This window comes from Clostridioides difficile ATCC 9689 = DSM 1296, from assembly GCF_001077535.1.
Classification (GTDB): Bacteria; Bacillota; Clostridia; order Peptostreptococcales; family Peptostreptococcaceae; genus Clostridioides; species Clostridioides difficile.
The window spans coordinates 2,551,111-2,563,858 of sequence record NZ_CP011968.1; the positions used below are offsets into that span (position 1 = coordinate 2,551,111).

The following is a 12,748-nucleotide window of genomic DNA, read 5'->3' on the forward strand; positions in this document are numbered from 1 at the left end:
AACCTTCCTTTTTAATATTAATTTTATTTATCTATAAATGCTTTTAATCTGTTTGTATAAAAATTAAAAACTATATCTTTTACCTCTAATGCCATCTCTTCTATAGAGAATTTATTTATCTTATTAGTAAAAATTATATTGTCTATTAATGAACCACTTATTTCACTCATTATTTGTCTTTGATAACTTGGTGAATTTTTAGGAAGTAACATAAAAACTACATTGTCGATTTCTTCATTTGAATCTAGCACGATTCTATTCTCTAGTTTTATTATTGATAACTTCATAATATCTATTCTTTCACTCATACAATGTAACAATAGAATTTTTGATTCTTCTATATATGGAATTGAGATTTTTAATCTTTCTTTTAACGATTCTTTTATAGAGATTATATCTTCACTAGATTTTGCAAATATTCTTGATGAGTCTTCAATAAGCTCACTTAAATCTTTACTTTCAAATTTTTCAAATCTAATTTCCTCTAAAAATTGAAGAATATCTTTTCCTATATTCATACTTTCTGTTATCTGTTCATATACTTTATTCTTACTCTTAGTATCATTTTTCGCATTTAAATTGATTAATTTATTTTGAGCTATAGATTTTATTTTTTCCTTGATTATCTGTTCATCATCTAAACTCATAAATGGACCTACACATATATAATTTAAACTTGTATTTAACTCAACTGTAGACACTATTAAATCAACATCTTTTTCCTTTAAATACTCTTCATCTATGTTTATAGCTGATATGGTTTCAAGTATATTTAAATTAGGAAATTTATTTTCAATCTTAGTTGATAAGAATCTTGAAGTACCTATTCCAGTGGGACATGCCACAACAATATTTATATTAGTATTCATCATAAGATTTTTTTCTATGGCTGATGCAAAGTGCATTGCAATATATCCTATTTCTGATTCAGGTATTGAATTTATATTTAGTTTATCTTTTATAATTCTAGAAATCTTTTCAACTCCATCATAGGCATATGAATACTTGCTTTTTATTTCATCTAAAAGAGGATTTCTTATTTCTAATCCCATATTCAATCTATTTATAGAAGGCCCTAAGTGATTTGCTAGGTCTTTAAATAACCTCTCGTCATTTTTTAAACTTATTTTAAATTCATCTTCCGCCAAATCTATCATCTTATTTGTAATTTCCATTATTTCTATATCATCTAAGTTTAAAGCCTTATGGTTTGAAGATGACCTTTGCTTTGCACCTCTTATATGCATGGTTATATATCCAACCTCATCTACTGGTATATCCATGTTAAAATCTGTTTCCATACCTTTTACGATTTCTTTAGCTAATTTAAACTCTTCTGTTATAGATAATTCTTTTAGAAACTCTTTATCCATAGTTATATTTTCACCATTTTTTATCCTCTGTAAGGCTAATGAAATATGAACTACAAGCCCTATATATGCACTATCAGCTAAATTTACATCTAAATCTGAAAGCTTCTTTGTTAATGTAGCTTCAACTTTTCTTATTATGCACCTGTCCATTAAATTTAAAAGTCTATTTTCACTTAAAATTTCTATTGCTTTATCTGTTTGTATATTTTCACTTATATTTCTGACCATATCTAGTATTTCTTTTTCATTGAATGAATCGTATATAAGATTTACATATGCCTCTCTAAAGCTTTTTTCTTGACCTTTTAAATAGACACCAAGCCCTGGTTTTCTAACAAGCTCAATATCAAATCTTTCCAACCATTTACTTGCTAAGGCAAAATCATTATTCAGTACCCCTTCAGATACCTTTAATATTTTTGCAAAATAATAGGATTTTACTGGCTCGTTAGAAACTAGTAGCTTTGATAATATAATTAAATTTCTTTCTTCCTTGCTGTATTCTTTTTCTATTTTTTCTTCTTCTAACAACTCAATTATAAAGTTTTGATTTTCTATATTTTCCTCTAAAATCAATCCCACTCCTGGTTTTTTTACAAAGTTAAAATCATTTTCATCAAACCATTTTTCAATTCCAGACATATCTCTAAGTACAGTTCTTGAACTTAACTCTAAAGTCCCTGCAATCTCAGAAATAGTTATTGGAATGTTTTTCTTTGAATTTTCTACTATCATTAGTATTATCTTTTTTTGCCTAGATGTAATCTTCTTTTTTTTCAAATTATCCACTCCTAATTAGTGGTACTTTTTATTTTTATTTAGATTCTAATCTTTTAAACAATGTATCTAAATTTGGGTCATTTAAAAAATTGTTTATTGAAACTATCTCAACACTTGAATTATTCTTAGCAACTCTTTCAACTAATGTATTGTGAGTTACTACTATTTGTGTATCATCTGGAAGATTATCAACAGATGAATTTGTAATTTCTATATTTAAGTCTAAGTTTTTTATTCTATTTTTAAATCTGGAAGCTCCCATTGCACTCGAACCCATTCCTGCATCACATGCAAATACAATCTTCTTAATCTCATTTACTTCAAGCTGTTTTTCGTCAATATTTTTCTCAGAGTTCTTACTTGCAGATTTCATATCACTCATTTTTGCTTTAGCTTCTTCTAAAGAAGTACTGTCTTCTTCACTTTGATTTGCTGAAGCTCTCTTAACAAATGGTGCTGCCACTAAGAATGATACAACTGTTGCCACTGCAACTCCTGCTAATACTGGAAGTAATCCTCCCTTTGGAGCTAGTGCCATAAGTGCAAATATACTTCCTGGTGATGGTGCTGCTACAAGCCCAGCTCCTAATATTGAAAAAGTCAATATTCCTGCTGCTCCACCTGCCATTGTAGCCAATATTAAAACTGGATTCATTAAAATATATGGGAAGTAAATTTCATGGATACCACCAAAGAAATGTATTATTACAGCTCCTGGTGCTGATTGTTTTACACTTCCTCTACTAAACATCCAATATGCTAATAGAACTCCTAAACCTGGTCCAGGGTTACTTTCTAGTAAGAACATTATAGATTTACCTGCTTCTTTTGCCTCAGCTATACCTATAGGCCCTAATATACCATGATTTATTGCATTGTTTAAGAATAATACTTTTCCAGGTTCTATAAATACTGAAACTAGAGGCAATAAACTTTTGCTAACTATAAATTGAACTCCAGATTCTATAAGAGCTGTCCCTGCTACTATTGCTGGTCCAATTGCATAAAATCCTAGTATTGCAAGAAGCATACCTATTATACCTATTGAAAAGTTATTTACTAACATTTCAAATCCTGTTGGTATCTTTCCATCTACAAATTTATCAAACTTCTTAATTACCCATCCTGCAAATGGTCCCATTATCATTGCTCCGATAAACATTGGTATATCTGCACCAACAATTACTCCCATAGCTGCTGCTGCACCTATTACGCCACCTCTTTGTCCTGCTATTGCTTTACCACCAGTATAAGCTATCAATAGTGGTAAAAGGTATTTTATCATTGGGTCACCTATAGTACTCAATTTTTCATTAGGCATCCATCCTGTTGGTATAAATAATGCTGTTATAAGACCCCATGCTATAAAAGCTCCTATATTTGGCATTACCATACCACTTAAAAATTTCCCTACTCGCTGTATAGATGTCTTTATTGTCGATTGATTAGAACTACTCATAATTTTACCTCCTCTTGAATTATATTCTATATCGATATGATTCCCTTTTGTTATACTTTTATTATAGAGTTTATATTTTATAGTAACAACTTTAAGAAACCGTTTCTATGTCACTTTAGATAATGACATTTGTCATTTTAGTTTTTGTTTAATTTTATTTATGTAGTATTTTGGAGTATATGATTTTGTAAATAATACTATTTTTATAAAATATTTAAATTTAATAGAAATGAAAATAATAATTCAGTTAAATAAATTTATTAAATGTACTTTTGGATATACTAATATAGATTTAATTTATCTGTATTTTTGAGGTTTATACACTCTCTAGTAATATTATCAATATAAACTATACAAATGTAATTATATGAATCACTAAAGATTAATTTTAAATTAGCTACTATTAAACACTAAACATTATTTAATATACAACTTTACCCTATAAGGCAATATATATTAAACAAATTTAATTAAAATAGTTTAAATTTTTCAAAAATCTCAATATTTGACAAAATACTTTAATAAAATTAAAGAATAAGTTATAATTAATACTATCAATTATAAAAAGTATAAAAATATAAGGAGTGATTAAAAAATGGCGTTTTATTTTGATACACCATCACATACTTTCAGTGAATACCTTCTTGTACCAGGTTTCTCTTCTACTGATTGTATACCTGCTAATGTAAGTTTAAAAACACCTGTTACTAAATTTAAAAAGGGCGAGGAAGCAGATATTTATATGAATATACCTTTGACTTCTGCTATTATGCAATCTGTTTCTGATGACAAAATGGCTATTGCACTTGCTAAAGAAGGTGGTATTTCATTTATATACGGTTCTCAAACTATTGAAAATGAAGCTGCTATGGTAGCACGTGTTAAATCCCACAAAGCTGGTTTTGTTGTAAGTGATTCAAATATTAAACCTGATAACACATTAAAAGACATACTTGACTTAAAAGAAAAAACTGGACATTCTACAGTAGCTGTTACTGAAGATGGAACTTCAACTGGTAAATTATTGGGTATTGTTGCAAGTCGTGATTATCGTATAAGTCGTATGGATTTAGATACTAAAGTTAGTGAATTTATGACTCCTATGTCATCTATAGTTTATGCTAACAAAGATGTTACTTTAAAGGAAGCAAACAACATTATATGGGACCACAAACTTAATTCTCTTCCTGTACTTGATGATAATGGTAATCTTATGTATATGGTATTCCGTAAAGATTACTCTTCTCATAAAGAAAATCCACTTGAACTTTTAGATTCTTCTAAGAGATATGTAGTTGGAGCTGGTATTAATACTAGAGACTTTGCTGAACGTGTTCCTGCTTTAGTTGAAGCTGGTGCTGATGTTTTATGTATAGATTCTTCAGAAGGTTTTTCTGAGTGGCAAAAAATAACACTTGATTTCATTCGTGAAAAATATGGTGATACAGTTAAGGTAGGAGCTGGAAATGTAGTTGACCGCGAAGGATTCCTTTACCTAGCTGAAGCTGGTGCTGACTTCGTTAAAGTTGGTATTGGTGGTGGTTCTATATGTATAACTCGTGAACAAAAAGGTATAGGACGTGGACAAGCTACTTCTATAATTGAAGTTGCTCAAGCTAGAGACGAATACTTTGAAAAAACAGGTATTTATATTCCAATTTGCTCTGATGGTGGTATCGTTTATGACCATCATATAACTTTAGCTTTAGCTATGGGTGCAGATTTTATAATGCTTGGTAGATACTTCTCTCGTTTTGATGAGAGTCCAACTAACAAAGTTAATATAAATGGTAGTTATATGAAAGAGTATTGGGGAGAAGGTTCTGCTCGTGCTAGAAACTGGCAAAGATATGACCTTGGTGGAGATAAGAAACTTTCTTTTGAAGAAGGTGTTGACTCTTATGTGCCTTATGCTGGTTCTTTGAAAGACAATGTAACTCTTTCTTTAAGTAAAGTTCGTTCTACTATGTGTAACTGTGGAGCACTTAGCATTCCTGAACTTCAAAAAAATGCTAAACTTACACTTGTATCTTCTACTAGTATAGTTGAAGGTGGAGCTCATGATGTTATGTTAAAAGATAATAGAAATTTATAATATAAATATACTTTAATCATTTAAACAATGAAAAAGAGACTTATCTCTATTTTGAGACAGTCTCTTTTTATATTAGTATAATTTTTATTTAACTGTAAATTCAAGAAGCTTACTTTTAAGTTCATTTTCTATTTTTGATAATTCAACTTCTGCTTCTTGTCTCTTTATTCTACCATCATGTTGTATTTTAACTACCTCATCAATAGTAGATATTAGAGATTGATTCGTTTTCTTAATTGTGTCTATATCTACAATTCCTCTTTCTGATTCTTTTGCTGTTTCTATTGTTCCCATCTTCAAAGTTTCTGCATTCTTTAATAAAAGCTCATTTGTCATATTACTAACTTCACGCTGTGCTTTCATAGCTTGATTTAAGTGAGAAATTCCAAGAGCAAGCACTATTTGATTTTTCCATAATGGAATGGTATTTACTATAGTTGATTGAATCTTTTCTGCCATCAGATTATTACTATTTTGAACCAATCTTATCTGAGGAGCCATTTGAAGCGATACCATTCTAGTTAATTCTAAGTCATGAATTTTCTTTTCAAATCTGTCACAAAGTGAAACCATATCATTTACAGATTGAGCATCTTCTGTTGAACCAGATAAACGAGCTTTTTCTCTCAACTTTGGCATCTCATATTCTTTCATATCCTTTAATTTTTGTTTTCCTGCTATAATATACATAGTAAGCTCTTTTGAGTAAGCTAAGTTCAATTCATACATCTTATCAAGCATTGCTATATCTTTCAATATTTTAACCTGATGCTTTTGAAGCTCTTTGCTTACTTTATCCACATTTACCTCTGCACTATCATACTTAGTTTTTAAATTTGAAATTTTATTATTTGCCTTTTTAAAAATTCCTAAAAAACCACTTTGTTCTTTTTCATCTGCTGAAAATGCTTTTAAATCAGTAACTAGATTTGTAAGCATATCTCCAACTTCTCCTAAATCTCTTGTTTTTACACTCTTTAAAGCTGTTTCAGAAAAACTTGCTACCTTTTTTTGAGCACCAGCTCCATATTGCAAAATCATATTTGTATTTGTAATATCTATTTTTTCCGCAAATTCCTTTACCATCTTGCGTTCAGATTCAGACAGTTTTTCTTCTTCTGGGTCTTTTTCATCCTTTTTCATTAATAAGTCAGAATTATCTATATCATTAGTGTTTGATTCTTCTCCAAATGGGTCAAGTGTCAAAGTTGGCATAACTGGTATATCATCTAAATTATTCATTGTATCTTTCTCTCCTCTTCCTTCATAAAGTACTGATTAACTTATATAATACACATTTTATACTTTATGACTAATTAATTGTTTAAAAATAACAGAATATTTTTTCTATTGAAGTTAAAATTTACCACTCGTTAATCCTTCTTGGACTAACATATTCTCTAAAACAGTAATATCTGTAGAAATATCAATGGCTTCATCTTCAAACAGATAGTCCAATTGATTTTCAAAAGCTACTACAATCGTATTCATTGTATTTTCAATACTTTCCATAGTTGTTGTTATATTTTCTCTATCAATTCCTTGTTCTTCCAATGTATGATATGAATTTAATAGTTTTAAAGTGGTTGGAAGATAATAATCCATAAATTTTTGTATTTGAGTAAGTTTTGATGGGTCATGTTTTACAACATCAAATATTTTACTTGTAACATCTTCTACTTGTACAATTTTATTGCCCATTGATTCTGATTTAATATTTTTATTAGCTTCTTTTATTTGTGTTAGATAATTCATTCCTTTATTTATAATTGTATCAACTTCATTGGATTCATCAGTCTTTTCTTCTTCTTTGACTTCATATGCTACATCTTCATATCTTGGTGGAATAAAATCTTCATTTGTTAACACAATCTGATTATTTCTTTTATCAATATAAGTATTTATAAAGTAGTTTTTGTCTATCATCTTTTGTACATCTTTTATTATAAAATTTAATGATTTAGATGTGTTTTCTGCAATAAGTTCTACTGGAATAATATTTCTATTGTTTATAATTGTACAATATTTTTTATAACGAGAAATTTGGTCTCCTAATCTCTTACCTTTAAAAATACAAACTCCTCCTATAAGTAAAAATACTGCACATACTTGAATAGGAAGTATTACAGCCCATCCAATTATAATGGAAATAGTTGAAAGTACTAAGGCTGATAATGTAAATAAGCTTACCAAACCCCATCCAATTATTTTTAAAAATTTACTTAAAAATGAATTTATTAATACAGATTTTTTTGAAAAATTTTCTGATTTATACATATTTTATAATCCTTTCATTTTCACTAATATTATTAATATATTGCAGTTTGATTATACAATTACTTACTTATTACTGTCAAGGAATTTGAAATTCTACAAATTGTTTCAAATAAAGTAATAGACTTAAATATAAGCATATTTTAAATTAAAAATATACTTATATTTAACTCCATATAAAAATAAGAGAACTTAACTTTAATTAAAATTTAAGTTCCCTTATTTTTATTTGTACATAAATATAATTAGCATTGTTTATGTTGACTATACATATAAATAAAAAATTGTATTAATAAAGATTTGCAAATATCTCTCTTATTTCCTCTCTACTAAGTTCTACATAATTATTAGCAAGTAGTCGTTGTTGATTTGCTATTGTACTATCTGTAAATTCATCTATCTGACTTTCAACCATTCCATATTCTCTCAAAGCTTTTTTAGCTATTAATTTATTTAAAAACTTTTCTAATTCTCCATAAACATCACAGTTAGGGTCACATTCAAGGGCATCTGCTAAAATTTTTGTACATTTTATAATTTTTCCATTAGGTTTTTTTCTAGAATACATCTTAAATACTTCAGTAAAGAACTGATAATTTGCTTCACCATGTGCAACATGGAAAGCTCCACCTATTGAATAAGATAGTGCATGAACTGCTGCACAACCAGCATTTCCAAAAGCAATTCCTGCATAATTTGATGCAAGTACAAAGTCTCTAAGATGATTAAATCTCTCTTCTTCTCCTTTATCAACTATCTTCTTATACCCATCCATAATCATTTTTATTGCTTGTAGAGAATACATCTCTGTAAATGGACTTGCTTTTGGAGAAAGATAAGACTCAATAGCATGTATAAGAGCATCTACCGAACTTGTAACAAAGAATTTGTAAGGTAACCCTTTTACTGTCTCTGGAATTAACACTGCATAGTCTGCATATGTTTCTTCTACTGCAAGCCCCTTTTTAGTATGTTTAGATTTTAACTCTGCAATAGCTACATTTGTTACTTCACTACCTGTACCACATGTTGTAGGAACTACTACTAACTCTTTTACTTTTTTAGGTGATACTTCTCCTTCAAATAAATCAATAGACTTTTCTGGAACATCAAGTGCTAATATCTTACATATATCAACTATTGTTCCTCCTCCAAATGCAATAATTCTATCAAAATTGTATTTCTTCATTTCCTTTGTCATGGAGTCTATCATTTCATCAGATGGTTCACCTGTTCCAAACTTTTCTTGAAAAATTAAATTTGTATCTATTCCAAGAGGTTTCATATATGGCTCATATATAAACTCATTAGTAATTACTAAATCATTTTTTCCTATTTTAAATTCTTCATTAAATTCTTTAAATGTATCAAAGTAAAATATCTTTGGAACTACTCTAAGTGCTTCCATTATTAACACCCCTCTATTATTAATATTTCTCCTTAAATCTCTTTTCAAATTCTACTGCTAGACTTTCTCTTACACTTGGATGAGCTATATTTATTAAATTTCTTGCTCTTTCTCTAAGAGATTTTCCTTTTAATTCTGCTATACCGTATTCTGTTACAATATAGTCAACATCATTTCTTGATGTCGTTATAGGTGCACCTTCATCCACAATAGATACGATTTTTGAAATTACTGTACCATCTTTTTTTGTAGTTATTGAAGGCATAGCTATAATTGCCTTTCCATCTTCACCCATAGACACTCCACGTATAAAGTCAACTTGACCTCCAACACCACTAAATTGTCTAAGTCCCATAGCCTCTGCAACTACCTGTCCCATTAAATCAACTTGTATAGCAGAATTTATAGAAACCATCTTATGTTGTTTCATTATAATTGCTGGATGATTCACATAGTCTACTGGTTTTACCTCTACTGCAGGGTTATTATTTGCAAAGTCATATAATTTTTTAGTACCCATTAAGAAGGTAACTGTCATTTTTTCTTTATCAAAATTTTTATATTTACCATTTATAACACCTTTTTCATAAAGGGCCAAAGTCCCATCTGAAATCATTTCTGAATGAATCCCTAAATCCTTTTTATCAGTTAAAAATAACATAACTGCATCTGGTATCCCACCAATCCCTAGCTGTAAAGTAGAGCCATCTTCAATTAATGAAGCACAATTTTTACCAATTGCTTCTTCTACTTCTCCAATCTTTGCAGGTTGTAGTTCAAATAAAGGTTGTGATTTTTCCACTATATAGTCAAACTCTGATACATGGACTACCTCACCATAGGTTCTAGGAAACTGGTCATTCACTTGAACAATTACTGTTCTAGCAGTTTTAATGGCTTCATAAGTATAATCAACTGATGTTCCTAAGCTACAATACCCATGTTCATCTGGTGGAGTTACCTGTGCTAAAACAACATCACATTTTAATCTTTTTTCTCTAAGCAACTTTGGTACTTCATGGAAGAATGCAGGTGTAAAATCACCATCTCCATTTTCAATTGCCTTTCTTACATTTCCACTTACAAACATTGGATTTACTCTAAAATGAGCTTCCATTCCCTTAGCAGTATATCCACCACTACCCAAGCTTACCATATGTTTAATCTCAACATCTTTATATTGTTCAGCATTTTCAATCATAGCTTCTACTAGTGCAGGAGGTTCACCTACACAATGTGCAAATACTACAGTATCACCGTTTTTAATCTGTTTTACAGCTTCTGTAGCACTACATAATTTACTTTGATACAATTCTTGCCAACTCAATGAAATCCCCCCATTTAGCTTTTTTAAGTTTCACAAATTGCTGATTCAATCACATTTATAACTCTTTCTATATGGCTAAAATCCCACATCTTAACACATTCATTTTTCACTTTATATTGTTGATAGGATGCGCATAGAGTTGCGCATCCTCCAATTATAAGTAACAAATCATACTCGACGTTCTCTTGTGCTATACTAAAATCTACCCTACCATTGAAGTGCTCTTTGATTATTGTAAGAGCCTTCCCTCTTTCGTATCTAGGGTTACAGCCCCCACAAAATCTAACTCCACAGGTCATGTGTAAATTCTCCTTATTAAAAATTTCTTTACTTAGCTAAAAACCACCATAATTTTATAACTATCTCTTATACTACATATTTTTTCATTAATTAACACACATTAATATATAATTTCCCTTTATATATCAACTTTTTATAAATTTAAAGCTTCCTCTTTTTTTATTCCCGCAATTTTCTTAGCTAATTCTTTCTTTTGATTTATGTTTCCTTGTCTTGAAATCATTATTCTTTGAGCTTGTGGTGAACCTGCCCCATGCATTGACTCAGTTCTATAACCAACAGCAGATGAACCAAGGCATATATTTTCTAAGAATCTTAATATTCTCATTCTTTCTTCTGTTGAAGCCACTGAAGAAGCTTTAAAATACTTGTTACATACTTCGCCAATAGTCATTCCACTTGTTCCAACTTTAAGGTCTGATTTAAAGTCTTTTTCTGAAGGCATAGTAACCATAAGCCCTCCAGCTATATCTTCTGCAAGTCTTACTATTTCATAAGGAAATCTAGTTACATTTTGTTTACACACATTTGCAAGAAGTAAATCTATTTGATAGTTTCCAGCTTCTGTTTTGTGACCTTCTGATGAACATGCTATACCACAGCAATATAAGCTTTCATTAAGGTGAGTCATTTCTATTAGTTTATCTTTTATATGTGAAGCTTTGTTTGCTCCATTATAATCAGCTGCTAAAGCTGCTGCTCCTATTATTACATCACCTACTCCTACTTTACATCCACCATAACTTTGTCTATGGTATCCTGCAAATCTCTCTACTAACATACCAGAGAAATCCCATTCTCCACATAAGAAAATTCTATCATTTGGAACAAATACATTATCAAATACTACTAAAGCTTCTTGACCTCCAAACTCCTTATTTCCTAAATCAACATCTGCACCTTCTTCTAATTTTCTAGTGTCACAAGATTGTCTTCCATAAATCATAAACACTCCTTCAGCATCTGAAGGAACTGCAAATGATACAGCGTAGTCTTTATCTGCTTCAGTCATACTTATAGTAGGCATTATAAGGTGCTCATGTGAATTTATTGAACCAGTTTGATGTGCCTTTGCTCCTCTTACAATTATCCCATCTTCTCTTCTTTCTACTATATGAAGGAACATATCTGGGTCAGGTTGAGCACTAGGTGATAGACTTCTATCTCCCTTAGGGTCAGTCATAGCTCCATCAACTACTAAATCGTTTTCTTGTATATAAGTTAAGTATTTTACAAAATTATCATGATAATTAGTTCCATGGGCTTTATCACACTCAAATGTTGTTGAATACACTGCATTAAACGCATCCATACCAACACATCTTTGGAAACAAGAAGCTGTTTTTTGACCACATAGTCTTTGCATTTTTACTTTTTTTATCAAATCATCAACACTTTGATGAAGATGACCAAATCTATTTATTTTTTCACCTGTGATATTTGAAGTAACTGTCATTAAATCTGCATATTCTGGGTCATGAGCTAAGTCATAAGTTGCTGCTACACAATTTATAGATGGTCTAATCATAGGATGGTCAACCCAATTCTTAACCTCTTCACCAAACATATAAACCTTAGTATTTAATTTTCTCAAACTTTCAATATATTGAGCTCCTGTCATTAATGCCATAATAAAACCACTCCTTCTCTTTTATAGATTTTTTTATTTATTTTAAATTATAATACTTCCTTCTTCTATATGTCTCTTAATATTTTAAATTTAGTCCAATAA

The 12,748-nt window shown here is 29.8% G+C and carries 9 protein-coding genes; 1 reads left to right on the plus strand and 8 read right to left on the minus strand.

The annotated features are described in order from the left end of the window. Positions 1-23 precede the first annotated feature (23 nt). Positions 24-2,162, minus strand: coding sequence for a BglG family transcription antiterminator (locus tag CDIF1296T_RS12310; protein ID WP_225722725.1), 2,139 nt, complete (start codon positions 2,160-2,162; stop codon positions 24-26). Positions 2,163-2,187: 25 nt separating this feature from the next. Beyond that, entirely contained in the window at positions 2,188-3,612 is a 1,425-nt protein-coding gene (locus CDIF1296T_RS12315; protein ID WP_009897528.1) for a PTS mannitol transporter subunit IIBC, read from the minus strand. Between the two features lie 595 nt (positions 3,613-4,207). Here CDIF1296T_RS12315 and CDIF1296T_RS12320 point away from each other — a divergent pair. Next, positions 4,208-5,707, plus strand: coding sequence for an IMP dehydrogenase (locus CDIF1296T_RS12320; protein ID WP_003423106.1), 1,500 nt, complete (start codon positions 4,208-4,210; stop codon positions 5,705-5,707). Between the two features lie 84 nt (positions 5,708-5,791). Here the strand turns inward: CDIF1296T_RS12320 and CDIF1296T_RS12325 are convergent, their stop codons facing one another. The 6 genes from CDIF1296T_RS12325 to abfD form a co-directional block, all read right to left on the minus strand. Then, a complete protein-coding gene (locus tag CDIF1296T_RS12325) occupies positions 5,792-6,949 on the minus strand; it encodes a toxic anion resistance protein (protein ID WP_004454642.1) in 1,158 nt (385 codons plus the stop codon). 114 nt (positions 6,950-7,063) lie between these two features. Further along, the gene (locus CDIF1296T_RS12330) at positions 7,064-7,984 is read right to left on the minus strand and encodes a 5-bromo-4-chloroindolyl phosphate hydrolysis family protein (protein ID WP_009897531.1); all 921 of its coding nucleotides are present in this window, start codon (positions 7,982-7,984) and stop codon (positions 7,064-7,066) included. 286 nt (positions 7,985-8,270) lie between these two features. Beyond that, positions 8,271-9,389, minus strand: a complete 1,119-nt coding sequence (locus tag CDIF1296T_RS12335; RefSeq protein ID WP_009890535.1) for a 4-hydroxybutyrate dehydrogenase — start codon at positions 9,387-9,389, stop codon at positions 8,271-8,273. A gap of 19 nt (positions 9,390-9,408) precedes the next feature. Next, positions 9,409-10,716, minus strand: a complete 1,308-nt coding sequence (locus tag CDIF1296T_RS12340; RefSeq protein ID WP_004454645.1) for an acetyl-CoA hydrolase/transferase family protein — start codon at positions 10,714-10,716, stop codon at positions 9,409-9,411. A gap of 23 nt (positions 10,717-10,739) precedes the next feature. Then, entirely contained in the window at positions 10,740-11,015 is a 276-nt protein-coding gene (locus CDIF1296T_RS12345) for a hypothetical protein (protein ID WP_003430736.1), read from the minus strand. A 134-nt stretch (positions 11,016-11,149) separates the two neighbouring features. Continuing rightward, entirely contained in the window at positions 11,150-12,646 is a 1,497-nt protein-coding gene (abfD, locus tag CDIF1296T_RS12350) for a 4-hydroxybutyryl-CoA dehydratase/vinylacetyl-CoA-Delta-isomerase (RefSeq protein WP_003430738.1), read from the minus strand. Between the last annotated feature and the right edge of the window lie 102 nt (positions 12,647-12,748).

Bases quoted from the DNA above. Each gene is read 5' to 3' on its own strand.
- CDIF1296T_RS12335 (WP_009890535.1), bottom strand. From the start codon at position 9,389: ATGGAAGCACTTAGAGTAGTTCCAAAGATATTTTACTTTGATACATTT.
- CDIF1296T_RS12330 (WP_009897531.1), bottom strand. From the start codon at position 7,984: ATGTATAAATCAGAAAATTTTTCAAAAAAATCTGTATTAATAAATTCA.
- abfD (WP_003430738.1), bottom strand. From the start codon at position 12,646: ATGGCATTAATGACAGGAGCTCAATATATTGAAAGTTTGAGAAAATTA.
- CDIF1296T_RS12315 (WP_009897528.1), bottom strand. From the start codon at position 3,612: ATGAGTAGTTCTAATCAATCGACAATAAAGACATCTATACAGCGAGTA.
- CDIF1296T_RS12345 (WP_003430736.1), bottom strand. From the start codon at position 11,015: ATGACCTGTGGAGTTAGATTTTGTGGGGGCTGTAACCCTAGATACGAA.
- CDIF1296T_RS12320 (WP_003423106.1), top strand. From the start codon at position 4,208: ATGGCGTTTTATTTTGATACACCATCACATACTTTCAGTGAATACCTT.
- CDIF1296T_RS12325 (WP_004454642.1), bottom strand. From the start codon at position 6,949: ATGAATAATTTAGATGATATACCAGTTATGCCAACTTTGACACTTGAC.